The 24,275-nt window shown below is 65.0% G+C and carries 25 protein-coding genes and 1 tRNA gene; 13 read left to right on the forward strand and 13 right to left on the reverse strand.

The features are described from left to right. Window positions 1-12 precede the first annotated feature (12 nt). The 3 genes from eutC to qhpR all read left to right on the forward strand — a co-directional run bounded on the left by eutC (window position 13) and on the right by qhpR (window position 3,447). Window positions 13-822: an ethanolamine ammonia-lyase subunit EutC gene (gene eutC, locus FHS48_RS02925; RefSeq protein WP_184261191.1), complete on the forward strand. Its 810-nt coding sequence runs from the start codon at window positions 13-15 to the stop codon at window positions 820-822. Between the two features lie 53 nt (window positions 823-875). After that, window positions 876-2,282 (forward strand): ethanolamine permease, encoded by a 1,407-nt coding sequence (gene eat / locus FHS48_RS02930; RefSeq protein ID WP_184261193.1) that lies wholly within the window; start codon window positions 876-878, stop codon window positions 2,280-2,282. 91 nt (window positions 2,283-2,373) lie between these two features. Further along, a complete protein-coding gene (qhpR, locus tag FHS48_RS02935; RefSeq protein ID WP_260402292.1) occupies window positions 2,374-3,447 on the forward strand; it encodes an AraC-like transcriptional regulator QhpR in 1,074 nt (357 codons plus the stop codon). Between the two features lie 82 nt (window positions 3,448-3,529). On the opposite strand, the gene FHS48_RS02940 is transcribed toward qhpR, so the two are convergent. Continuing rightward, window positions 3,530-3,604, reverse strand: a tRNA-Gly gene (locus FHS48_RS02940). Between the two features lie 251 nt (window positions 3,605-3,855). Between FHS48_RS02940 and FHS48_RS02945 the strand changes: the two genes are divergently transcribed. The 5 genes from FHS48_RS02945 to FHS48_RS02965 are packed head-to-tail and all read left to right on the forward strand — an operon-like array spanning window position 3,856 to window position 6,830. Further along, window positions 3,856-4,758 (forward strand): thioredoxin family protein, encoded by a 903-nt coding sequence (locus FHS48_RS02945; protein ID WP_184261196.1) that lies wholly within the window; start codon window positions 3,856-3,858, stop codon window positions 4,756-4,758. Between the two features lie 54 nt (window positions 4,759-4,812). Next, on the forward strand, window positions 4,813-5,487 hold the full coding sequence (locus FHS48_RS02950; RefSeq protein ID WP_184261199.1) for an LON peptidase substrate-binding domain-containing protein: 675 nt from the start codon (window positions 4,813-4,815) through the stop codon (window positions 5,485-5,487). Between the two features lie 28 nt (window positions 5,488-5,515). Further along, a complete protein-coding gene (locus FHS48_RS02955; protein ID WP_184261202.1) occupies window positions 5,516-5,719 on the forward strand; it encodes a Trm112 family protein in 204 nt (67 codons plus the stop codon). A gap of 5 nt (window positions 5,720-5,724) precedes the next feature. Beyond that, window positions 5,725-6,072 (forward strand): gamma-butyrobetaine hydroxylase family protein, encoded by a 348-nt coding sequence (locus FHS48_RS02960; RefSeq protein ID WP_184261205.1) that lies wholly within the window; start codon window positions 5,725-5,727, stop codon window positions 6,070-6,072. Next, a complete protein-coding gene (locus FHS48_RS02965) occupies window positions 6,069-6,830 on the forward strand; it encodes an SDR family oxidoreductase (RefSeq protein WP_184261208.1) in 762 nt (253 codons plus the stop codon). The genes FHS48_RS02960 and FHS48_RS02965 overlap by 4 nt, the downstream gene beginning before the upstream one ends. 24 nt (window positions 6,831-6,854) lie before the next feature. On the opposite strand, the gene FHS48_RS02970 is transcribed toward FHS48_RS02965, so the two are convergent. From FHS48_RS02970 to FHS48_RS03015, 10 genes are all read right to left on the reverse strand, one after another. Further along, window positions 6,855-7,136: a hypothetical protein gene (locus tag FHS48_RS02970; protein ID WP_184261211.1), complete on the reverse strand. Its 282-nt coding sequence runs from the start codon at window positions 7,134-7,136 to the stop codon at window positions 6,855-6,857. A 27-nt stretch (window positions 7,137-7,163) separates the two neighbouring features. After that, the gene (locus FHS48_RS02975; protein ID WP_184261213.1) at window positions 7,164-8,777 is read right to left on the reverse strand and encodes a tyrosinase family protein; all 1,614 of its coding nucleotides are present in this window, start codon (window positions 8,775-8,777) and stop codon (window positions 7,164-7,166) included. A gap of 57 nt (window positions 8,778-8,834) precedes the next feature. Next, window positions 8,835-9,668 (reverse strand): multicopper oxidase domain-containing protein, encoded by an 834-nt coding sequence (locus tag FHS48_RS02980; protein ID WP_260402293.1) that lies wholly within the window; start codon window positions 9,666-9,668, stop codon window positions 8,835-8,837. A gap of 64 nt (window positions 9,669-9,732) precedes the next feature. Further along, window positions 9,733-10,566: a multicopper oxidase domain-containing protein gene (locus FHS48_RS02985; protein ID WP_184261216.1), complete on the reverse strand. Its 834-nt coding sequence runs from the start codon at window positions 10,564-10,566 to the stop codon at window positions 9,733-9,735. Between the two features lie 146 nt (window positions 10,567-10,712). Beyond that, on the reverse strand, window positions 10,713-11,564 hold the full coding sequence (gene murI, locus FHS48_RS02990) for a glutamate racemase (protein ID WP_221443317.1): 852 nt from the start codon (window positions 11,562-11,564) through the stop codon (window positions 10,713-10,715). Window positions 11,565-11,676: 112 nt separating this feature from the next. Then, window positions 11,677-12,573: a branched-chain amino acid aminotransferase gene (locus FHS48_RS02995; protein WP_184261222.1), complete on the reverse strand. Its 897-nt coding sequence runs from the start codon at window positions 12,571-12,573 to the stop codon at window positions 11,677-11,679. Between the two features lie 328 nt (window positions 12,574-12,901). Continuing rightward, window positions 12,902-13,747 (reverse strand): ABC transporter permease subunit, encoded by an 846-nt coding sequence (locus tag FHS48_RS03000; RefSeq protein ID WP_184261225.1) that lies wholly within the window; start codon window positions 13,745-13,747, stop codon window positions 12,902-12,904. Further along, the gene (locus tag FHS48_RS03005) at window positions 13,747-14,727 is read right to left on the reverse strand and encodes an ABC transporter permease subunit (RefSeq protein WP_260402295.1); all 981 of its coding nucleotides are present in this window, start codon (window positions 14,725-14,727) and stop codon (window positions 13,747-13,749) included. Before FHS48_RS03005 ends, FHS48_RS03000 begins: the two co-directional genes overlap by 1 nt. Next, window positions 14,724-15,884, reverse strand: coding sequence for an ABC transporter ATP-binding protein (locus FHS48_RS03010; protein WP_184261228.1), 1,161 nt, complete (start codon window positions 15,882-15,884; stop codon window positions 14,724-14,726). The genes FHS48_RS03005 and FHS48_RS03010 overlap by 4 nt, the downstream gene beginning before the upstream one ends. A gap of 107 nt (window positions 15,885-15,991) precedes the next feature. After that, on the reverse strand, window positions 15,992-17,092 hold the full coding sequence (locus FHS48_RS03015; RefSeq protein WP_184261231.1) for a polyamine ABC transporter substrate-binding protein: 1,101 nt from the start codon (window positions 17,090-17,092) through the stop codon (window positions 15,992-15,994). Between the two features lie 201 nt (window positions 17,093-17,293). On the opposite strand from FHS48_RS03015, the gene FHS48_RS03020 reads away from it, so the two are divergent. The 4 genes from FHS48_RS03020 (at window position 17,294) to FHS48_RS03035 (ending at window position 21,385) form a co-directional block, all read left to right on the forward strand. Next, entirely contained in the window at window positions 17,294-18,565 is a 1,272-nt protein-coding gene (locus tag FHS48_RS03020) for an NAD(P)/FAD-dependent oxidoreductase (protein ID WP_184261234.1), read from the forward strand. A 225-nt stretch (window positions 18,566-18,790) separates the two neighbouring features. Continuing rightward, window positions 18,791-19,312, forward strand: coding sequence for a MarR family winged helix-turn-helix transcriptional regulator (locus FHS48_RS03025; protein ID WP_184261237.1), 522 nt, complete (start codon window positions 18,791-18,793; stop codon window positions 19,310-19,312). Then, complete coding sequence (locus FHS48_RS03030; RefSeq protein WP_184261240.1) at window positions 19,309-20,016, forward strand: response regulator; 708 nt, start codon at window positions 19,309-19,311, stop codon at window positions 20,014-20,016. The genes FHS48_RS03025 and FHS48_RS03030 overlap by 4 nt, the downstream gene beginning before the upstream one ends. Before the next feature lie 4 nt (window positions 20,017-20,020). Beyond that, a complete protein-coding gene (locus tag FHS48_RS03035) occupies window positions 20,021-21,385 on the forward strand; it encodes an ATP-binding protein (protein ID WP_184261242.1) in 1,365 nt (454 codons plus the stop codon). A gap of 13 nt (window positions 21,386-21,398) precedes the next feature. Here FHS48_RS03035 and FHS48_RS03040 read toward each other — a convergent pair whose 3' ends face one another. Together FHS48_RS03040 and FHS48_RS03045 are read right to left on the reverse strand one after the other, a co-directional pair. Further along, entirely contained in the window at window positions 21,399-22,634 is a 1,236-nt protein-coding gene (locus tag FHS48_RS03040; protein ID WP_184261246.1) for a DUF2325 domain-containing protein, read from the reverse strand. Window positions 22,635-22,642: 8 nt separating this feature from the next. Beyond that, entirely contained in the window at window positions 22,643-23,341 is a 699-nt protein-coding gene (locus tag FHS48_RS03045) for a hypothetical protein (protein ID WP_184261249.1), read from the reverse strand. 614 nt (window positions 23,342-23,955) lie between these two features. Between FHS48_RS03045 and FHS48_RS03050 the strand changes: the two genes are divergently transcribed. Beyond that, window positions 23,956-24,213 (forward strand): hypothetical protein, encoded by a 258-nt coding sequence (locus FHS48_RS03050; RefSeq protein WP_184261251.1) that lies wholly within the window; start codon window positions 23,956-23,958, stop codon window positions 24,211-24,213. The last annotated feature ends 62 nt before the right edge of the window (window positions 24,214-24,275 follow it).

Genomic DNA, 24,275 nt, shown 5'->3' on the forward strand with positions numbered 1-24,275 from the left:
GGAGACACCCGCATGCCCCCGTCCGCCGATCTGCCGACCGCCACCATCCTGCCGCTGGATCCGTTTGCCCGCTTCCGCAGCGCCACCCGCGCCCGCATCGGCCTTGGCCGGGCCGGGGATGCCCTGCCGACCCCGGCCCTGCTGGATTTCCAGATGGCCCATGCGCTGGCCCGGGATGCCGTCTATGGCACCGTTGACTGGGATGCCTTGGCGGCAGACCTGCCGCTGGCGGCCACCGGCCCGGTGATCGCCGTCCACAGCGATGCCCCGGACCGCGCCACCTACCTGCGCCGCCCGGATCTGGGGCGGCGGCTGGATGCCGACAGCCCGGCCCGCCTGAACGCGGCCCGCCCGCCCGCCGGGGCCTGTGATCTGGTTCTGGTGATTGCCGATGGCCTGTCCGCCGCCGCCGTGCAGGCATGGGCGGCACCGCTGACCCATGAAATTCTCGCCCGGATCCCCGGCTGGCAGGTGCGGATCGTCACCGCCCGGCAGGCCCGCGTCGCCCTTGGCGACCCGGTCGGCCACGCGCTGGGGGCCACCCTGGCCGCCGTGCTGATCGGCGAGCGCCCCGGCCTGTCGGTGGCGGATTCGCTGGGCATTTACCTGACCTATGACCCGCGTCCGGGCCGCAAGGACTCCGAACGCAACTGCCTGTCCAACATCCATGCCAACGGTCTGTCCCCGGCGCTGGCCGCCGAAAAGCTGGTGTGGCTGATGACCGAAGCCCGGCGGCGCACGCTGACCGGCGTCGACCTGAAAGAGGAAGCGCCGACCCTGGAGTCAACCGGGGCGCCCGAGACCCTTCCGACACCCCCGTAATGCATCTCCGGCCGCAGGCCGGGCACCTGAATCTCGTTATCTGGGAGACCCCGATGTCAGAGAAACCTCAATCCGGGCTGCACCGCAGCCTGTCCGGCCTGCACCTGTGGGGCATTGCGGTCGGGCTGGTGATTTCCGGCGAATATTTTGGCTGGTCCTATGGCTGGGCCGCCGCCGGCACCCTCGGCTTTCTGGTGACGACCATCCTGATCGCCGCCATGTACACCACCTTCATCTTCAGCTTCACCGAACTGACCACCGCCATCCCGCATGCGGGCGGCCCCTTTGCCTACAGCTACCGTGCCTTCGGGCCGATCGGCGGCTTCATCGCCGGAATGGCCACTCTGATTGAGTTCGTTTTCGCCCCTCCGGCCATTTCGCTGGCGATCGGGGCCTATCTGAACGTCCAGTTCCCGGCGCTTGATCCCAAGCTGGCCGCCGTCGGGGCCTATATCGTCTTCATGGGGCTGAACATCGTCGGCGTCACCATCGCCGCCACCTTCGAGCTGTTCATCACCGTGCTGGCAATCATCGAACTGCTGGTGTTCATGGGCGTGGTGGCCCCCGGCTTCAGCTTCGCCACCTTCGCCGCCAACGGCTGGGCCGGGCAGGGAACCTTCACCAGCGAGTCGCTGACCGGGATCTTCGCCGCCATTCCGTTTGCCATCTGGTTCTTTCTGGCCATCGAAGGTGCCGCCATGGCCGCCGAGGAAACCAAAAATCCGACCAAGACCGTTCCCAAGGCCTATATCGCCGGGATCCTGACTCTGGTGTTCCTTGCCTTCGGCACCATGATCATGGCCGGTGGCGTCGGCGACTGGACGACCCTGTCCAACATCAACGATCCGCTGCCGCAGGCGATGAAGATGGTGGTCGGCGAGTCCTCCGGCTGGCTGCACATGCTGGTGTGGATCGGCCTGTTCGGTCTGGTTGCTTCGTTCCACGGCATCATCATGGGGTATTCCCGCCAGATTTTCGCGCTGGCCCGCGCCGGGTTCCTGCCCCCGGCCTTTGCCACCGTCAATCCGCGCACCCGCACCCCGGTGAAAGCGATTCTGGCCGGGGGTGTGGTCGGCATTGCCGCCATCTTCTCCGACAGCCTGATCACCATCGGCGGCCAGCCGCTGACCGCCAATATCGTCACCATGTCGGTGTTCGGCGCCATCGTGATGTACATCATGTCGATGGCCGCCCTGTTCAAACTGCGCCGCAGCGAACCGGCGCTGGACCGCCCGTTCCGCGCCCCGTTCTACCCGGTGTTCCCGGCCATCGCGCTGGTGACGGCGGTGCTGGCCCTCGGTACCATGATCTACTTCAACCCGATGGTGTTCGGCCTGTTTGTCGGCCTGATGGCGGTGGCCTTCCTGTTCTACCGCTTCACCGCCGGTCTGCGTGAGAACGCTGAAGCCGATGAGCTGCTGACGCTGGCGCAGGTCGAAGCCCGGTCGCTGGCGGACTGATGCCTCCCCCCCGGGGGGTCCGGCGGGGTGGCTGCGGCTGCCCTGCCGGACTCTTCGCCCCGCCCCCTTTCTCCATCCGGCAGGAGGTTTCATGGCACCGCCGCCGCCCGTTTCCGGGGCAGCCCCATCCGGCCAGAATTCCGGGCAGAGTCCGGGGCAGCGTCCCGGGCAACGTAATGTGCTGGCCGCCGCCGCCTCCGGGATCACCGACTTCATTTCCGCCTGCGGCGGCGATGCCGAACGGGTGCTGACTCAGGCCGGGGTCCCGGAACAGTGCATCGGCAACCCGGTCCTGCCGCTTGATCTTGGCAATTACTGCGCCATGATGGAACTGGCCGCCGACGACACCGGCAACGACAATTTCGGGCTGTGGTATGGGCAGCAGTTTCGCCCGCAGGCCCTTGGCCTGATCGGGGAAATTGCTCTGGCTGCCCCGACGCTGGGCGCGGCGCTGGACAATCTGGCCAGCCTGTTTCCCTTCCACCAGCAGGCGACGGAAACCCGGCTGACCCGGGACGGTGACCTGTGGCGGCTGGAATACCGGATTCTCGACAGCCGGATCGCCGAACGGCGGCAGGATGCCGAACTGACCATGGGGATGTTCGCCAACGTCTTCCGCACCTGCCTCGGCAGCGACTGGACGCCGGAGGAAGTGCAGTTCGAGCACCTGCGCCCCGGCACCGCGCAGGACCACAGCCGCGCCTTCGGGGCCCCGGTCCATTTCGGGCAGCGCACCAACTGTCTGGTGGTGCGCGACCGGGGGTTTGACCGGCGGATGCCCGGCGGCGACCTTGCCCGCCTCAGCCGCCTGCGCAGTGACCTGAAAACCCTGACCGGCGGCACCGGCACCGTGCCGTTTCTGGCGCGGGTGCAGTCCGATATCCGCAGCCGCCTGCCGGAAGGCTATCCGCATATCGACGATGTCGCCGCCACGCTGGGAATGGCCCGCTGGACCCTGCAACGGCGGCTGGCCGATGAAGGGCTGAGCTTTTCCGGCGCGGTGGATGGGGTCCGGCGCGATCTGGCCGCCCTGTACCTCAGCCAGACCCATGTGCCGATGTCAGACATCGCCTATCTGCTGGGATATTCTGAACTGTCCGCCTTCAGCCGGGCCTTCCGCCGCTGGTTCGGCTGCGCCCCGACGCGGGCCCGGGCGCGGGAATGATCCCCCCCGCCTGCCAACAGGCTGCGTCCGGAACGCCGGACCAAAAAGCAAAAAGGCTGCCCGGTAAGGCAGCCTTTTTGACTGGAGCGGGCGAAGGGATTCGAACCCTCGACCCCAACCTTGGCAAGGTTGTGCTCTACCCCTGAGCTACGCCCGCTTGGCGACCGGATGTCTCCGGTGGGTCACCGCTGTCCGGGCACTGGCCCGTCGTTCGGTAGGCGGGTTTATAGACGGACTTTCAGGGGCTTTGCAAGTGTGTTTTTTCAAAAAAATGTCGCCGCCGCCCCTCTTCCCGCATCCGCCGCCACCCGACCGCCGGGCTGATAACAGACCTTGCCAGCGCCGGACAGACGGTCCATCTATGAAGACTGAACCGGTTCACCCTTTGACTATCAGGTTTCCAGTCCCATGAGCTTCATTCTCGACGAACACGCGCCCCGCCCGACCGCTGCCGCCGATGCGGTGAAGGACGGCACCGCCGCCACCTTCATGAAAGACGTGATTGAAGCCTCGCGCGAGGTTCCGGTCATCGCCTACTTCTCGGCCCCGTGGTGCGGGCCGTGCAAGACCTTCGGCCCGATGCTGGAAAAGCAGGTCCGCCAGTCCGCCGGTAAGGTCAGGCTGGTCAAGATCAATGTTGACGAGGAACAGCAGCTGGCGGCCCAGCTGCGGGTGCAGGCGGTGCCGACCGTGTTCGGCTTCGTTAACGGCCGCCCGGTTGATGCCTTTTCCAACGCCCTGCCGGAAAGCCAGATCAAAAGCTTCATCGCCCGTCTCAGCGGCGGCGGCAATGTGATCGACGAGGCGCTGGCCCAGGCCAAGGCGGTGCTGGAAGAGGGCGACGCCGCCACCGCCATGGATATCTACCAGCAGATTCTGGCGCAGGATCCGGCCAATGGCGAGGGCATCGCCGGGGTGATGCGCTGCTATCTGGCGATGGGCGAAGCCGAGCCGGTGGACGAAATTCTTGCCCAGCTGCCGCCCGACCTGCTGAAGCACCCGGCGATTGCCTCGGTGAAGACGCAGGTGGAACTGGCCGGTCAGGCCTCCGGCGATTTCGCGGCGCTGGAAGCGCAGGTTGCCGCCAACCCCGGTGACATGCAGGCCCGTTATGATCTGGCAATGGCCTACTTCGGTGCCAACCGCCGTCAGCAGGCCGCCGATGCCCTGCTGGACATTATCCGCCTTGACCGCAGCTGGAATGAGGAGCAGGCCAAGACCCAGCTCCTGAAGCTGTTTGAAGCCTTCGGTCACACCGATCCGGTGACCATGGCGGCCCGCCGCAAGCTGTCGGCGCTGCTGTTCTCCTGACGGATCATCCGCCGCCCGCCGCACCGGAACCGGGCAAGACAGGAAGGGGATGTCATGGTCGTAGAGTCTTCTGCTCCCGGTCCGTTTCACCCCCGGCTGAGCGATCTGCCGCCGGTGCTGCCGGTGTTCCCGCTGTCCGGGGCGCTGCTGCTGCCATGGTCACGGCTGCCGCTGAATATCTTCGAGCGGCGCTACCTGAGCATGGTGCAGGATGCCCTGGGCATCGGGCGGATGATCGGCATGGTGCAGCCGGTCGGCGGAGCCCTGACGGACAGCGAGCCCCTGCCGTCGCTGTTCTCCGTCGGTTGCGCCGGGCGGATCTCCAGTTTCTCGGAAACCCCCGACGGACGGCTGCTGATCACCCTGACCGGGGTGTGCCGCTTCCGGATCACCGAGGAACGGCCGATGACCCGGGCCTACCGGATGGTGGACCCCGACTGGATGCCGTTCGCCGATGACCTCAACCCGCAGCCGCCGGTGCAGGTGGACCGGGCCCGGCTGATGCAGGCCCTGACCGAATTCCTCAACACCATCGGCATGCCGGTGAATGACCGGGCACTGGCGGACCTGCCGCCCGCCGACCTGATCAACACGGTGGCGATGACCTTCCCCTTCGACCCGACCGAGAAACAGGCCCTGCTGGAGGCCCCGACCGCCCAGCACCGGGCCGATGTCCTGATCACCCTGCTGGAAATGGCGCAGTTCCCCGGTACACTGCCGCGGCAATAAGGCCGTTTCCGTCCTCTGGAGTTTTGTCATGTCCGAAACCGCCGCCCTCCGGGCCGTTGACCCGAAGCTGCTGGAAATTCTGGTCTGTCCGCTGTCGAAAGGCCCGCTGCGCTATGACGCCGCCCGGCAGGAACTGATCTCCGACAAGGCCGGTCTGGCCTATCCGATCCGCGACGGCATTCCGATCATGCTGATCGACGAAGCCCGTTCCCTCGACGATACCGCCGGATAACCGGGATGGAACCGACCGAAATCGCGGTCAGCCGGGCGGACCGCACCCTGACTGTCACCTTTGATACCGGCGCGGTCTATACCTTCACGGCGGAATTCCTGCGGGTGAACAGCCCGTCGGCGGAGGTGCAGGGCCACAGCCCGGAGCAGAAGCAGACCGTCGCCGGTAAAAAGAACGTCGGCATCCGCGATCTGGAGGCCGTCGGCCATTACGCCGTCAAGATCATCTTCGACGACGGGCACGACACTGGCCTGTACACATGGGAAACGCTGGCCGATTACGGACAGCGGCAGGAGGCCCTGTGGGCCGCCTATCTGGCCGAACTGGCCGTCAAAGGACTGAAACGCGAATGACCTCCCCGTCCTCCGCCCCCGTCGCCCTGATCACCGGCGGCAGCCGCGGCATCGGTGCCGAAACCGCCCGTCAGCTTGCCGCTGCGGGCTGGCAGGTCGGCCTGACCTACGTCAGTGACCGGGCAGCGGCGGAGGCTGTGGTCAACGCACTCCGCGCCACCGGCAGCAACGCCGTGGCCGTGCAGGCCGATGTCGCCCGGGCCGAAGAGGTCAGCGCCGCCTTCGATGCAGTGGAACAGGCGCTGGGGCCGGTCCGGGGCGTGGTCGGCAATGCCGGGATTGTCGCCAAGGCCGGTGATCTGGCCGACACCACCCCGGAGCGGCTGGCCCGCATGGTTGAGGTGAACGTGCTGGGCAGCCTGTTGGTGGCACGGGAATCCGCGCGCCGCCTGTCCACCAGGCACGGCGGCAGCGGGGGATCGGTGGTACTGGTCTCCTCCGGGGCGTCCCGCCGGGGATCCCCGCATGAATGGGTCGATTACGCCGCCACCAAAGGGGCGGTGGATACCCTGACCATTGGCCTGTCGAAAGAACTGGCGGCGGAAGGGGTGCGGGTCAACTGCGTCCGCCCCGGCCTGATCGATACCGAGATCCATGCCGCCAGCGGCATCCCGGACCGCATACAGAAGTGGGAGAAAGTGGTGCCGATGCAGCGGGCCGGGACGGCGGCGGAAGTGGCGGCGGCCATTGTCTGGCTGCTGGGCGATGCCTCGCCCTACACCACCGGGGCAATTCTGGATGTCGGCGGCGGGGTCTGATCCCCGCCGCCGGTCTCCGGCCCGTTACCGGGCCATTCCGGTTTCCACCCACATCAGGAAAAGATCGATCTTATCGTCCGGCAATGCCCCTCCCGGTGGCATCGGATGCGGTGCGGTGCTGCCCGGACGGTAGCCGGTAAGAGCCACCCGGATCGGCTGATGGAACCGGACCACGCAGTCATAGCTGGCCAGATCCATTTCCGCCGCACCGTCGTCATCCGTCAGGACGACGTTTTTCATGCAGGCAACGTAGGGGGCAAAGATCGGCCGGATATCCTGCTCAAAGCTGGGGCGATCCATGGTCATGGTGCGTTCTCCTGTCTCTGATCGGGTTTACTGGGCGGGGATTGCCGTCAGACGCGGCTGATCAAAATCATCCGGCCGCGCAGCGGGTCCGGCCGGAGTGATCCCGACGGTCATCATCCAGGCCTCCTTGCGCAGTGCCCCGGCCTGAATGCTCGCCACCGGCTGCTGTACCGCAGCGGTCAGGCGGGTCTCTGTCATGTCCCCATGATCATGGCCGGGGCCGGACAGCTCCCAGTAATTGACCGAGGTCGCGAGGTAACGGCTGCGGAAGGCATCATCCTTCAGATCGGCCGGAACCGAAGCCGGATGCAGATAGACATCGGCCTGATAGCTGTAACCCTGATGCAGGGGTTTGCGAACCAGCTCAACCGCCGCCAGAGAGTCCGGCGCCCCAGACGGCAACACCACAGGCACCGACTGCACCACCGCCGGGGTCGCCCCGGAATGGTAGCCACGGGCACCCCCCTCGCTCAGCAGGTAGGTGAAGAAGCTCTGTGGGGCCTGCCCGAAGCCCTGCTTGTTTTCGGCATCATAGGCCGTGGTCAGGCGGGTCAGGTCAGCCTCGCTGAGGAACTGCGGACGGCCACCGCCATCAAACCCATACCCCAGCGCCTTGATATCCAGATAGTTTTTCACCTGCCCCATGGTCTGCACACCGGTTCCCGGCACAAAGCCCGGCGGAGACTGGAAGGCCGGAGACTGCTGCCCCCGCAGGTACTGGTTCGGCGACGTGATCTCCGACGCCGCATGACTGTCGATCCATTCCTCCAGAATGTAATCAATGAAGGCGTGATAAGAGAAAAAGATCGGGTCCAGACCTGCTGTCGTCGGCGTGTCGAGCACACCGCCAATGTAGGTGTCATGCATGTAATTGTGGATCATCGCCTCGAAGGCCCCATAGTTCCCCGGCCCGCCGACCTGATACCCGCCGAACTGCGGCCACTTCAGGTCCCGGATCAGGTAAGCCAGCAGGTACGGCGAGGTCCGCTGCCTGTCCTCCTCCGTCAGCGGCCCTTCCGTCCGCCCCGGATAGAACAGCGGAGACTCCCGGTTCTCAAACGCCTTGGGGAACCGGACCCCGGTGGGAGTCTGCGTAAAATTCCAGTAGGGCACCGTCACCCCCCGGGTTGACGGACCGGTGCGGCCTTCCGGGTCTGCCGCCCGCAGGGCCTGCTCGTAATAGAAAAACTCCGCCCGATGCCAGGGCAGGAACAGGTCCTTGGCATGTTCACACATCCCCGGGTGTTCGGTATGAAACCCGGCAGGCGGTGCCTTCATCCGCGGACAGAAAGCATCCGCATCGGAAAACCAGCCGTTTTTCGCCGGATCCGCCGCAATCGGAACCGCAGCCCCGGAGTCCGGGACCGGCACCCCGTTGCAGTTGTGAACCCACGCCTGCCACAGATAGCCTGCGCGGTCGTTCTTGTTGGCAAGGCTCTTCTGCCGCATCACATCAATGGCATGCTCATAGGCCGCCAGCTCCTGCGGAGTCAGATCGTCAATATTCTTGCGCATCCGCACGGATGCCTCTGCCCCAACGGTCAGAACCGTCAACAGCAGGCTGGCCGCCAGAAAGGCGGTAAAAAGGACGGAGACAGGACCGGCACACCGGTGCCGGATCCGGAAGATTTCAGGATTCATGAAGGGGATCCCCCACTCTGAGGTCAGGGACAGGCGGGCGCGGGGGCCCGCCCGCCGTCAGTGATGTCGATGTCCGTCGCGTGGCGTGGCTGCGCCGTGGGTTCCCCCCGGCTCAACCACGTCGACCAGTTCCATCATTCCCTGATCCTCGTGATCAAGGATGTGGCAGTGCAGGACATAGGTACCGATGTAATCCTCGTACCGGCTGCGCAGTTTCAGCACATCGCCGGGCCGGACCAGCTGCGTATCCCGCCACACCGTTTCCGACGCACCATCCGGCCCCGGGCGGACCATCTGGAAGGGATTGACGTGGATATGGAACGGATGGGCGACGACGATCCGGTCTTCATCCGGTGTCCCCGGAACCGGCAGGGTCTGCACCGTCCATTCCGACGCCGTCCCCAGGGTCAGCTGACGCGGTCCCTCCCCGGGGAAGGGCCGGGCATTGACCATGAAACGCAGGGCACATCCGGGTGCACTGTCATCCGGGCAATAGGCATAGCGGCCATCCGGCTGGCGGGCGGACTGCCCGATCATGAAACTGACCGCCTGTGCCGGTCCGGTCAGTTCCGCCTCGGCGATATCCTTCATCGCCTTGGTCGGGGCCAGCGCGGCACATCCGGGGCCGGAGGCTGCACAGGGCAGGGCCATTGCCAGTGCCGTCCCGCGGACCACCACCTTGGCCAGCGGCTGCCGGGCTTCCGCCGTCAGCAACAGGGATTTTTCCGCCGGTGTCGGCTGGTCATAGACATAATACACGGCCTCCGTCGCGCCCGGAGGCAGCAGCGGGGCCTTAACCAGAATATCCGAGCGGTAACCGGGCTGGAGTTCCACCTCCGTCCAGCTGTTCATGTAGCCCAGCGACAGGCCATCGAGGGCGATTTCATGCAATGTCCAGGGATCACATCCTGCCGGGTGATCCCGACCTGAAAGGTTTCGCGGATCCCGCCATGGATCAGGCGCCAACGCTGCACCTCGCCGGGGTGCAGCTCAAACACCGGCATAATCTGACCGTTGATGGTTGGCAGGCGGCCTGATTTCGCCCAGCCCCCGGGCCGAACTGGTCATAGTTTTCAATTTCGCCATTGGCATCATAGGAAATCTGCTGCAACAGCAGGACCTGATCCTTGGCGGCCCGGATTTCCGGCACCGAGTCGAGGCTGCGCGGATCATCGGGATTTTCGACAATGATCGCCCCGGCCATGCCGCTGGACACCTGCAACGCCGTCGAGCCATGCACATGGCTGTGATACCAGAACGTTCCGGTCGGGTGATCCTGCGGCACATGGATTTCCACCAGAGACTCACTCTGGGGCGGCATCAGGCGCAACACATTGTCGGCATTCCCCGCCGGAGACACATGCAGGCCATGGCTGTGAAAGTTGGTGGTATTGAAGTTGTGCGGCGTGTTCACGTCGTCCGGTTCTGGCACCCCGTCCGGCAGAAGCTGATTGCGCAGGGTAATCGACAGGGTCTCTCCCGGCCGCACCCGCAGGGTCCTGCCAACCAGCGCCCCGTCATATCCCCGCAGATGGGTCTGGCAGCCCGCGATCTCACTGCTGTGATAGTCGACGACCAGATCGCTGGTCAGCGTTCCGTTGCGGGACCGCAGAACGGGAGCCGGGCGGAACGGCTGGCCGCCCCACTCTTCGGCATTCAAGGGCCCCTGCGCACAGCCGGGCTTTCCTGACGCCGTGACGGCCTCCGGTTTCGGTGCCAGCGATACGCCATGGGTCTGTCTGGCCGGTGCACATCCGGCAACAGTCAGGATCAGCAGGGCTACGGCCACCGGTCGGAACGCGCCCGCAGTCCGATCCGGGATCCCTGTGATTCGTTTTGTCATCCCAGTCACGAGACTCTCCCTCAGAGAGCCCTTCCCGCGTGCAGGATAACACCAAAAACATCAAAAAGGTGTTTTATTAAAAATTAATCACTCTATAGGTGTACTCTTTCAAATTTCTGCGGCTCCGGCAGATCCATCCGCGCGAACGCCGCCGGATAGTGGGGCAGAACTGCCGTACAGATCACCCGATGGCCCCCGACATCCTCCGGTTCAACCGCCGGAGCCAGCCGGGGAGCCTCCAGAACCCGCAGGGTCTGCCGGGCAATCGCCTCGCCCGAGTCCAGCCAGCGGACCGCACGGGGGGCAACCTCCTGCAACACCGGCAACACCAGCGGGTAATGGGTACAGCCCAGCACCACCGTATCCAGTGCCGGATCGGCGAACAGCGGGGCCGCCTCGGCGGCAACCGCCTGCGGATCGACCTGACCGGTTCCCAGAAACTGCTCGGCCAGTTCCGCCAGATGCGGCGCCCCGACCTTCAGCACCCGGAACCCGGCGGCAAACCGCTGACAGAGGTCCTCAAGATAGGGGCTTGCCGCCGTCCCCGGCGTCGCCAGAACACCGATTACCCGGCTCAGGCTGCTGGCCGCCGCCGGCTTGATCGCCGGAACCGTGCCGATCACCGGCAGGCCGGGATGATCCTGCCGGATCTCCGCCAGTGCTGCCGTCGAGGCGGTATTGCAGGCAATCACCACCACATCCGGGCGTTCCGAGGCAATCAGCCCGGACACAACCTGCCGGATCCGCTGGACCAAGGCATCCTTCGGCCAGTCCCCATAGGGAAAGCCCGCCGAGTCACAGCCATAGCTGAGGGCCACATCCGGAATCAGCCGCCGGATCTCCGCCAGCACCGACAGCCCGCCCAGACCGGAATCAAAGACCAGAATCCGCCGCACCTGACCTGCCCCCTCCAGCTTTTCGGGATTTTCCTGACAGAACCCCATCCGGCCCGCCTTGGCAAGGGCAGGGCTGTCCGGTCAGACATTTTTCTCCGGCTGCGCCCCCCATACCCGGTTGCCCCTCACGCGGCGGGGGCAACCGGGCACGGTCAGCCGGTTATTCTGCCGCCTGTGCCGGGGATGCCGCCCCGGTTTCAGCGGCATAATCCGCAATCATCGCCCGGCACACCGCACCGGGGGTGAAGGTCCAGTCGGCAATCTGGCGCACCGGCGTCACTTCGGCGGCGGTCCCGGTCAGGAACACTTCCTGCGTCCGGGCAAACTCCTCCGGCTGGATCGCCCGCTCCACCACCTGATACCCCCGGCGGCGGGCCAGCTCGATCACCGTCTGCCGGGTGATGCCATTCAGGAAGCAGTCGGCAACCGGGGTGTGGATCACCCCATCCTGCACCAGAAAGATATTGGCCCCGGTGGCCTCCGCCACCTGTCCGCGATAATCCAACATCAGGGCATCTTCATATCCTTCCCGCTCCGCCTCATGCTTGGACAGGGTGCAGATCATATACAGACCCGCGGCCTTGGACCGGGTCGGGGCCGTTTCCGGGGCAGGACGACGCCACGGGGCAACCTTCAGGCGGATCCCTTTCATCTTGGTTTCCGGATCCCAGTAGCTGGGCCACACCCAGGCGGCAATCGCCACCTGCGTCGTCGTCTGTTGGGCAGCGACCCCCATCATCTCTGATCCGCGCCACGCCACCGGGCGGATGTAGCAGTCCCGGAAGCCATTGGCGGCGATCACCGCCTCCGTTGCCGCGTTCAGCTGCTCCACGGTGTAAGGGACGGTGAAACCAAGGATCGCCGCCGAGTCGATCAGCCGCTGGCTGTGCTCGGTCAGCCTGAACACCTTGCCCCGGTAGGCGCGCTCCCCCTCAAACACCGAGCTGGCATAGTGCAGCCCATGCGACAGCACATGCAGCCGCGCCTCACGCCACGGGACCATCGTCCCGTTCAGCCAGATAAATCCATCACGGTCATCAAACGGCAGGACACTCATCGTCCGTCTCTTTCCTTCAGCGCAGCCCGGCAGGGCCGGACCCAGAGGATCCGGCGGGGGCTGTCGCGGTTGAGTACTGTCGGTCCCTGTCTGCGGATGCAGTGCTCCGGGACCGGATCTGAGAGGCGGCCGCCTGATAAGCGAGACATAAAATTATGTATCGCATTCTTTATTTGTATCATCCGTTCAAATTTAGGTCAATAAAGCTGACCAATATTCCGCATGCATCTTCTGCATGGCCCTGTGCACGGCACACATGGCGCAGCAGTAAAAAAGCGGCACCCGGAACCGGATGCCGCTTTTTCAAGCCAAAAAGAACTGTCGGGGATTACAGCGCGTCCTGCTCGGCCAAAGCCCGCTGCATCGCCCGCTTCCGCTGCTGTTCCTGCCGGTGCATGATGTAACCGGCCATCACAATTGCCAGAGTCGCGAGGCCGACAACGATGGTCGCCAGCGCGTTGATCTTCGGCGTCACCCCCAGACGGACACTGGAGAACACCACCATCGGCAGGGTGGAGGACGACGGACCGGCGGCAAAGCTGGTGGTCACCAGATCGTCCAGCGACAGAGTGAACGCCAGCAGCCAGCCGGACACCAGCGCCGGAGCGATGATCGGCAGGGTAATCAGGAAGAACACCTTCAGCGGCCGCGCCCCCAGATCCATCGCCGCTTCCTCCACGCTGTCATCCATCTGTGACAGGCGCGACTGGATGACGATGGTCACATAGGCCATGGCAAAGGTGGTGTGGGCGATGGTGATGGTGGTGATGCCCCGCCCGTCCGGCCAGCCGGTCAGTTCTTCCAGCACCACAAACATCAGCAGGATCGCCAGACCGGTGATCACTTCCGGCATCACCATCGGCGCGGTGATCATCCCGGAAAACAGGGTCCGGCCCTTAAAGCGGCCAAAGCGGGCCATGATCAGCCCGGCCATGGTGCCCAGCAGAGTCGCCAGCGTTGCCGACATCGCCGCAATCAGCAGGCTGATTTTGGCGGCACCCAGCAGCTGTTCATCCTGAAACAGCTCGCCATACCACTTGAAGGAAAAGCCACCCCAGACCGTCACCAGTTTCGATTCATTGAACGAAAAGACGATCAGCAGCAGGATCGGCACATAGAGGAAGGCAAAGCCGAACGCCAGCGCGGAGATCAGAAACGGAGAGCGGTTGGTCATCAGCCCTGCTCCTTCGCTTTGGCTTCCTGCCGGGCCTGATAGCCTTGGAACAGCATGATCGGCACCACCAGAAACACCAGCATCGCCACCGCCACCGCCGATGCGGCGGGCCAGTCACGGTTGTTGAAGAACTCCGCCCACAGCACCTTGCCGATCATCAGGGTATCGGCCCCACCGAGCAGATCGGGGATCACGAATTCCCCCACCGCCGGAATGAACACCAGCATACACCCGGCGACAATGCCGGGGACGGAGAGGGGCAGGGTCACCTTCAGGAAGGCCTTCCACGGGCGGCAGCCCAGATCCATCGCCGCTTCCAGCAGCGACATGTCCATCTTTTCCAGCGTCGAATACAGCGGCAGGATCATGAACGGCAGATACGCATAGACAATGCCGATATAGACCGCGATCTCGGTATTCAGGATCTCCAGCGGCTCGTTGATCACCCCGATCCACATCAGGAAATTGTTCAGCAGGCCGTTGTTCTTCAGGATGCCGATCCACGCATAGACGCGGATCAGAAAACTGGTCCAGAACGGCAGCACCACCGCCAGCAGCAGCAGATTACGGATGCTTTTGTCCGCCCGAGCGATGCCGTAGGCCATCGGATAGCCGAGCAGCAGCGCGAACAGGGTGGAGACAAAAGCAATCTTCAACGAGTTAAAATAGGCCGCCACATACAGCTCGTCCCCGAACAGATAGAAGTACGAGGCAAACGACATGCGGACCTGAAGGTACTGGTCATCCACCCACTCCACCAGCGGGGTGTAGGGCGGAACCCCGACCTGAAACTCGGCAAAGCTGATCTTCATCACGATCAGGAACGGCGCGAGGAAAAACAGCAGAAGCCAGAAATAGGGGATGGCAATCACCAGCCCCCGGCCCCCGACGCCGAGGCGGCGGGTGGCCGCTCCGGCGCTGTTGGGATGGCGACGCTCCTTCGGGGCACCGCCGCCCCCGCCGAGCATCGGCGCGCTCATGATGTCACCACCACGACGTTGGAGTGTTCCCACGACACATGGACCCGGTCATGCCAGGTCAGTTCCGGTTCCGACGAACGGGTCTGGTTCTGAAGGTCAACCCGGACCAGACGCCCGCTGTCGAGGCGGACCAGATAGGTGCTTTCCCCGCCGAGATAAACGATATCCTCCACCACCCCGGTGGCGGTGTTGTAGGTGGCGTCCGCCGGCGGTTCCTTCGACAGGGCGATCTTTTCCGGCCGCACCGCCGCATAGACGGTTGCCCCCTCGCGGGAGCTGATGCCGTGACCGACATAGATCGGCACGCTGAGATCCGGGCAGCCGATGACCACATGCCCCGGCTCGTCTTCCAGCAGCGGGCCTTCGAAGATATTCACCGACCCGAAGAACTCCGCCACGAAGCGGGTGTTCGGGTATTCGTACATCGCGTGCGGAGTATCAACCTGAAGGATCCGGCCCTGATTCATGATGGCGACGCGGGTCGACATCGTCATCGCCTCCTCCTGATCATGGGTCACGACCACAAAGGTGATGCCAAGGTTTTCCTGAATGTTGACCAGCTCCAGCTGGGTGCGTTCCCGCAGCTTCTTGTCCAGCGCCCCCAGCGGTTCGTCCAGCAGCAGCACCTTTGGCCGCTTGGCCAGTGCCCGGGCCAGTGCCACGCGCTGCCGCTGCCCGCCGGACAGTTCATGCGGCTTGCGGCGGCCCAGATGGCCCAGTTCGACCAGATCCAGCATCTCCGCCACCCGCTGGCGGACCTGATCGCGCGGCAGGCCGTCCTGCTTCAGGCCAAACGCCACATTCTGCTCCACCGTCATATGCGGGAACAGGGCGTAGGACTGGAACATCATGTTGACCGGCCGCTCGTAAGGCGGCACCCGGGTCATATCCTGACCGTCGATCAGGATCCGGCCCGAGGTCGGCGTCTCGAATCCCGCCAGCATGCGCAGCAGCGTGGTCTTGCCACAGCCCGACCCGCCCAGCAGGGAGAACAGCTCCCCCTGATAGATGGTCAGGGACACATTGTTGACGGCGACAAAATCGCCAAACGACTTGGTGACGCCTTCAATCTGGATCAAGGGCTTGAGCAGATCGGAGGCTTCGCCTTTCTCGGTCCGGGCGACCTGATCCTGAAGGCTGCGGGCTTGCTGAGACATGCCGGGACAGACCCTTTAAAAATGCGGGGGACGGGGATGAGTATACACAAAACCGCAACCGCCCGGACCTGTTCAGGACCGGGCGGCTGGATCAGGGACCGGGGATGTTACTTCCCGGTTTTGATCTTGTTCCAGATGCGGGTACGCAGGCGCTCCGCCTTCTGGTCCGGGGTCTTCTTGACGAACAGGTTGTTCAGCACCGCCTCGGTCGGGTAGACCGCCGGGTTGCCGGAGATGGATTTATCCACCAGATCCGTCGCCTTGGCGTTGGCGTTGGCGTAGAACACCTTGTTGGAGATCCCGGCGGTGATTTCCGGCTTCAGCACATGGTTGATGAACAGCATGGCGTTTTCCGGATGCGGGGCATCCTTCAGCACCGCCATGAAGTCGAACCACATTTCAGCCCCTTCCTTGGGGATGTTGTATTCGACCTTCACGCCGTTCTTGGCTTCTTCGGCGCGGGAGGCGGCGATGAACATGTCACCGGAATAGCCCATGGCCACGCAGATATCGCCGTTGGCCAGCGCGTTGATGGATTCAGAGGAATGGAACTTGGTGATGTACGGACGCACCGCCATCAGCAGCTTTTCCACCTTTTCCAGATCCTTCGGATCGTTGGAATTCGGGTCCAGCCCCAGATACTTCAGGGCCGCCGGGAACACTTCCGACGGGCTGTCCATCAGGTAAAGCCCGCACTTGGAGACCTTCTGCGCCCACTTCGGGTCAAACAGCAGGGCCCAGGAGTCAACCGGGGCATCCTTACCGGCGGCGGCGGCCACCTTCTCCGGGTTGTGGGCGATGCCGTCGGTGCCCCACATGTAAACGATGCCGTGCTTGTTGTCGGCATCGAAGGCGGCGGCGCTCTTCATCAGCTTCGGGTCAAGATTGGCCAGATTGGCGATCTTGGCCTTGTCGAGCGGGCGGAACACCCCGGCCTGAACCTGACGCTGGAAGAAGGCCCCGGTCGGCACCGCAAGGTCGTATCCCGACTTGCCCGCCAGCAGCTTGGCCTCCAGCATTTCGTTGGAGTCATAGACGTCAACGGTGACCTTGATGCCGGTTTCCTGCTCGAACCTGGCAATGGTGTCTTCACCAAGGTAGTCCGACCAGATGTACAGGTTCAGCTTCTTCTCTTCGGCGGCCTGCACCCCGACAGAAGCGAACATAACGGCGGCAAGGCCGAACAGAAACGCGCTGGACTTACGCATGTGGGGCCCCTTCTTGTGTTCCGGGCAGTTGTAGGCTGTGCGCGGGAGACAACCCCCGGCAGGCGCCATGACGGCGCGCTGACCGCAGGCCGAAAGCGCTGTATTCAGACTGTCGCAACCTTTGCAGCGTCGCGCAAGTTGATATTGCACAGCAACTGGTTCAGGGTTTTACCCATCGTTTCCGTCCACATCATGGGTGTCATGCATCCCCAGACAACCTCCTGGTATTCCGCCACCGCGACCCCCGCCCCGGACCTGCCGCCGTTGCAGGGGGACCATACGACCGACGTCTGTATCATCGGCGGCGGTCTGACCGGCTGTTCCGCCGCCCTGCATCTGGCCGAACGCGGTTACCGCGTCATCCTGCTGGAGGCGGAACGGATCGCCTTCGGGGCCTCCGGCCGTTCCGGCGGGCAGATGATCGCCGGGTTTAACCGGGATACCGGGGCCATTGCCCGCCTGACCGGGCCGGAGGATGCCCGGCGGCTGTGGGACCTGTGCGAGGACGCGCTGGACCTGACCCGCAGCCTGATCCGCACCCACGCCATCCCCTGCGATTTCCGCGATGGCACGGTGTTCGTCGGTGAAAAACCCCGTCACCACGCCGATATCGAGGCCACATACGCGGAATGGACCCGTCTCGGCCGCCGCGATCTGGCGGTGTGGGACCGGGACGAGACCCAGCGGCAGGTGGCCAGCCCCCGCTATACCAGCGGTCTTTATGATCCGCACGGCGGGCATCTGCACCCGCTGAACTACACCCTTGGCCTTGCCGCCGCCGCCCGCGCCGCCGGGGCGCAGATGTATGAACACTCCCCGATGCTACGCTGGCAGGAAGGAGATCCCGCCCGGGTGGAAACCCCGCAGGGCAGCGTGCGGGCCCGCTTCGTTATTCTGGCAGGCAATGCCTATCTGTGGGCGACGGAGCGCCGTCTGGGCCGCCGGATCATGCCGGTCGGCACCTATATCGCCGCTACCGAGCCGTTGGGCGAGGAGCGTGCCAGCACCCTGATCCGCTCCGGCGCAGCGGTCTGCGACATGAATTTTGTCCTGAACTATTTCCGTCTGTCCTCTGACCATCGCCTGCTGTTCGGCGGGCGGGTCAGTTATTCCCGCCTTGATCCGGCCGATGTCGGGGCGGCGATCCGCCGCACCATGCTGCGCATTCTGCCGCAGTTGGCCGATACCCGGATGGACTATGCCTGGGGCGGCCATGTTGCCATCACCGTCAACCGCCTGCCGCATTTCGGGCGGCTGGCCCCCAATGTGCTGTTTGCTCAGGGCTATTCCGGCCACGGCATCGCCCTGACCGGGTTGGCCGGGCGGCTGATGGCCGAAGCCGTGGCCGGACAGGCCGAACGGTTTGATGTGTTCAGCCGCATTCCGCACCTGCCGTTCCCCGGCGGCACCGCTCTGCGCACCCCGCTGCTGGTGCTGGCGATGGCATGGCACCGCCTGCGCGACCTTCTGTAGATGTGCCCCATAAACCCGGCCAACAAGCCCATCTGTAGGGTTCCGCTCTGGCGGTGATCGCAAATCAGCTTTTGGCAACCCCTGCCGCTGCGGGTACTCTATCGCCGATGCCCTGCCCGGCAGGCCGCAGCGGGGTTGCGGGATGACGTAAGGGAAGCTATGGAATCGCCAGAACCGGCCGGTCAGGACCGGCAGACGATCCGGCAAGCAGGAAACTGAGAACTGATGAGTGATCTCAAGGCAGGCGTGAACCAGCTGTTTCTCCGCGAGGAGGAACTGCGCAAGGCGATGGAACTGCTGTTCTTCGCCTACCGCGACTTTACCGCCGAAGCCGATGTGGTGCTCTCCGACCTCGGGCTGGGCCGGGCCCACCACCGGGTGATCTATTTTGTCGGCCGCCACAAGGATATCAGCGTCTCTGATCTGCTGCGGATCCTGCGGATCACCAAGCAGAGCCTGTCCCGGGTGCTGAGTGAACTGGTGCGCGAAGGCTATATCCTTCAGAAGCCCGGCCAGCAGGACCGCCGCCAGCGCCTGCTGGACCTGACCGACAAAGGGGTGGATCTGGAACGCCAGTTATCCGAACGCCAGCGCCAGCTGGTGGCCCGCGCCTTCCGCGAAGCCGGGGGCGAGGCCGTCGACGGCTTCCGCAAGGTGATGATCGGCATGATCGACGAGCCGGACCGCGAACGCTTCCTGCCCGCCCCCGGGACTCCGGCGGCCCTGCTGCGCCGGGCCCGCCCATGAGCCCGGTCACCGACATCAACGGTGACGGTGCCCACCTGCTGGTGGTGGATGATGACACCCGCCTGCGTGACCTGCTGCGGCGGTTCCTGTCGGAGCGGGGCTATGTGGTCACCGCCGTCCCCGATGCCGCCGAAGCCCGCGCCCATCTGGCGGTGATGGACTTTGACCTGCTGGTGGTCGATGTGATGATGCCCGGCGAGGATGGGTTTTCCCTGACCCGTGGCATCCGCGAAACCTCGGACGTGCCGGTGCTGATGCTGACCGCCCGCGATGAGGCGGATGACCGTATCACCGGCCTCTCCGGCGGGGCCGATGATTATCTGACCAAGCCGTTTGACCCACGGGAACTGCTGCTGCGCATCAACGCCATCCTGCGGCGACGGCCACGCCCGGTGGTGGAGGATGCCCCGCGTCAGGTCCGTTTCGGGGAGTTCCTGTTCGATCTGGAGCGGCAGGAACTGACCTGCAACGATGACCCGGTCTACCTGACCACCGCCGAGCAGGACCTGTTGCAGGCTCTGGCCCGTCAGGCCGGGGAGGCGGTCAGCCGCGATACGCTGGCCGAGGTGCTGGGGATTGATGGCGGGGCGCGGGCCATTGACGTGCAGATGACCCGCCTGCGCAAGAAAATCGAGGCCGACCCCCGCCAGCCCCGCTATCTGCTGACCGTCCGGGGCACCGGCTACACCCTGCGTCCGGGCTGACCGCATGGCCCGGCTCAACCGCCTGCACCTGCGCCTGTTCGGCACCCCGCTTCCGGTGCGGAAACTGGCGCCGCGCGGCCTGCTCGGGCGGTCCCTGTTGATTCTGGTCACGCCGATGGTGCTGTTGCAGGTGGTCACGGCGATCATCTTTTACGACCGCCACTGGGACACCGTGGCCCGGCGGCTGGCCGAAGGAATCGTTGGCGATATCGCCACGGTGATGGACCTGATGACGCGGTTCCCCTCCTCCGCCGATCAGGACTGGATCTTCACGCTGGCCCGGAACCAGATGGGCCTGACCGTCACCTTTCAGGACGGGGCGATTCTGGCCAACCAGCAGTATGACCAGCCCGATTACGACATGCTGTCGGTGCTGGAACAGCTGCTACAGGACCGGGTCGAACGGCCGGTGGTGATCGACGGCAGCCTGTTTGACCGCACCATTCAGGTGAAGGTGCAGCTGTCCACCGCCGTGCTGATCATCGAGACCCCGACCAAACGGCTGTACAGCTCCACCACCTATATTTTCGTGCTGTGGATGGTCGGCACCTCGCTGGTGCTGATCGGCATCGCCACCCTGTTCCTGACCAATCAGGTCCGCTCCATCCGCCGTCTGGCCGACAGTGCCGAACGCTTCGGCAAAGGGCAGGATGTGCCGTCGATCAAGGAAGAGGGCGCACGCGAGGTGCGGCAGGCCGCCCATGCCTTCAACGTGATGCGCGAACGCATCCAGCGCCAGATCGCCCAGCGGACGGAAATGCTGGCCGGGGTCTCCCACGACCTGCGCACCCCGCTGACCCGGATGAAACTCCAGCTGGCGATGATGCCCGACTCCCCTGATGCCGCCGACCTACAGGAAGACGTGGCAGAGATGGAGCGGATGGTTGAAGGCTATCTTGCTTTTGCCCGGGGAGAAGGGACCGAGACCGTCGTGGAAACCGACCTGACGGATCTGGTCGATCAGCTGGCCGGACGGTTCCGCCGCACCCACCCGTCCTTGCAGGTCCGGGGGCTGAACATTCCCCCGCTGCTCCTGCCGCTGCGGCCGACCGCCATCGAGCGCGGCCTGTCCAACCTGCTCAGCAATGCCGCCCGCCATGGCAAAACCGTGCGGCTCAGCCTGCGCCGCCGCACCAACTGGGTGGATCTCGTGGTCGAGGATGACGGGCCGGGGATTCCGGCCAACCGCCGGGAAGACGTGTTCCGCGCCTTCTGGCGGGCGGAAGCCTCCCGCAATACCCAGACCGGCGGCATCGGCCTTGGCCTGACCATCGCCCGCGATGTCGCCCGGGTCCACGGTGGCGACATCCTGCTGGGCGACAGCAAGGCCCTCGGCGGGCTGGAAGCAACGCTGCGCCTGCCGCTGTAAGCGGGGCGTTTCCTCAGGGATTACCAACCAGCTTCAGGGCCCGGCGGAACGTGCTGATCGAGTGGTTCGGCAGCGGCACGAACGGCTTGCAGGCCTTGCGGCAGTTGCGCTTCAGGTGGGTCACCGCCTCGTGGCTGACGCAGGTCACCGGGCAGAACACCACATCGGCGCAGGAGACCGCCCCGGCCAGACGCGGGCAGCCGTCATCCAGACCGCCGTCATGGTGGACAAACACCCCGTTGCAGGCCTTGACCACATCCTCCAGATGGCGGGCGGCATGGCCGATCCCGCCGACATACAGGATCTGCCGCCGTTCCAGATCAATCCCGTCACCGGTATCATTGGACACCACACGGTCCGGCGGAGCGGCCCGCCGCGCCTCCTGCCAGCGCAGCTCGGCATCGGCAAGGCGCTGCTCCAGTCCGCGCCGGTCGGCTTCGTCTTTCTGGCGCTGCTCCAGCGCCTGTTCCAGACGGCGCTGCACCGCATCCAGTGCCCGGGCCACCGTGTCTTTCTCGGCCTGAACCTGCCGCAGACTCTGCTGGACGGCAGACAGGGCCGCGCCGCTTTCCAGTTCGGCCAGACGCTCGGCAAGCTGATCGGCCCGGCGGCGTTGAATGTCCCCCACCGCCGCGTCCCGGCGGGCCGCGTCCCGGTCCTGCCGGGCCTGCGCCAGATCGGCGCGGGTGCGCAGCAGCTCCGCCGTCAGATCGGACACCTGCTTTTCCAGTCCCGCCGTCCGTTGCAGATCCACCCGCTGTGCCGCACCGGACAGATGCGACAGCATGTGGACCTCGCCATAGACCCGGTCCTTCAGGGCCTGCAACTCCAGCGGATGGGTCATCAGCGCCCAATAGGCCCCGGGAATATCCCCGCCGTTGCGGGCCTCAGCCCACAGGCGGCCCAGCGTCTCCTCATCCGCGGCGCGGACAATCCGGGACACCGTTGCCGCATGGCGCTTATCCAGCAGCCGCCCCACCGCCTTGCCCAGCACCCGGTTATCCGAAGCCAGATGGACGATGGCCCCGTGCAGCCGGTATTCCGACGCATCGGCAGGAAGGTTGAGCCCGATCTTCGCCGCCAGCTTGCGCAGGTCAGCCAGCGTCAGACAGGTTCCGATCACGCTGCACAGCCAGCGGCTGGGCACCTCATCCAGCCGCTTGCGGCGGGTGGTTGCCGACAGGGCCGGGGCCGGAGCGGTGGACAGCGGAGTCCGGGACAGGGAAGACAGGGACGGCAGAGTGCACATGGGCAACCTCACTCAGCGGCATACAACAGGGCGGAAGCGGGCTGGGATGCCCCTGCCGGGCCGGGGGACGCCTCAGACCGGCGTTCCGCCGCCCGGGCCTCATCCAGCAGGGACCGGAGCTGGCGGATATCATCCGTCGCCGCCGCCAGATCGCGGAGGATCCAGCGGTTGCCCCAGGATCCGCTCCAGCTTTCCTCGAAACCGCTGCTGACTCCTTCCGCCGAGACTTCCAGCGCCAGCAGCATCCGTTCCAGCGCCCGGACCCGGTCAGCCGGGGCCAGCAGATCCAGAAACGCCATCCGGGCCCGGATCACCGCGCGCAGAATTCCGCCACCCCCCTCCAACGGGGCAGCCATCCCGCGCGTCAGCTGGCGCATTGCCTGTGCCCCGGGGATCAGGGCATCCCCGGCCCCCGGATCCGGCCGCAGGGCTTCCGAGCGGATCAGGCCACGCAGCAGCCCCCACACCACATCGGCACAAGGGACGGTCGGCAGGTCGAGCGACTCCAGCGCCAGCATCAGATCCTGCTGGGTCAGCGGCCGCCGGTGCGCCATGCCAAGGGCCATCAGAACCGTCAGCTCCGGCCCCCATCCGCCGCCGACTGCGGCAGACAGGCCCCCGCGTCCGGCCCGCGCCATGGGCCAGGGCAGGGGAAAGGCAGCCTGTCCGTCATAAAGATCCTGAATCGGCATGGCCTGAAGGGGCATGGGTCGTCTCCGTCCTGAGCACGGGCGGGGGTGCCCGGATATCCGGATGTCGGATATAATTGCGAATGACTTGCAATTGCATATCCTGTTTCCGCAGGTTCGGCAAGAAAAACCGTCCCGCCCCTTGATCAGGCCCCATACATCAGCAAAGTCTTGACCACAGAAGGGGAGTGGATCAGCATGGGGGACAGGGCATTCACCGCCCCCGGCCAGGCGCCCCACCCAGCACACACGGTGGTGTTTTCCACGGGCCACGGCCCGCACCGCGCTGACCTTCTGAAAAAATCACGGTTTCTGAAAGATCGCTGCCCCGAATGATGCCGGTCACAGCCCGGCAGTCCCATTCCGGTTTAGACATCCTGACGGTTGTTGCACTTCTTTCCTTTGATTTTTCCCTGCTTTTCCATGGTTTCGCCACAGTTGGCCGATTGTTTCGCCACGATCCGCTGGCAGGGTGCCGTTATCGGCTGATCCCTGCCGGTCCATCCGGTGACGCAGCAGATCAACCCTTGCGAAGGATTCGCATCGACCCGATATCTCATCCGCAGGCGGCACCCGCCCCTGTTTCCCTCTCACCCCTGGCCCAATCTCCCCCCAGATGAAGAGGTGACATCATGTCCGACGCTCTTTCCTCCCTCCGCCAGACCTCCCGCGCCCCGATCCGCCGCAGCGTTGCCCGCGTGCCGGCCCCGGCTCTCCGGCCGCTGCCGTCGAAGCGGATGAGCCCGACCCCGGACCTGACCCTGGATGACCTGCTGTCCGATCCGCTGGTGCAGCTTGTGATGGAACGTGACGGCGTCGGACCCGAAGAGGCCCGCGCGGCGTTCCACGCGGTTACCCCTTTCCGGTCAATGGCCTCCGCCTGCTGCTGACCGGTTCGGGCCCATCGTCCCGGCATATGTCTTAATCCTGTATAACGACACTATCCCTTGCT

It is taken from the genome of Novispirillum itersonii (genome assembly GCF_014205675.1).
In the GTDB taxonomy this organism is placed as follows: Bacteria; Pseudomonadota; Alphaproteobacteria; order Rhodospirillales; family Rhodospirillaceae; genus Novispirillum; species Novispirillum itersonii_A.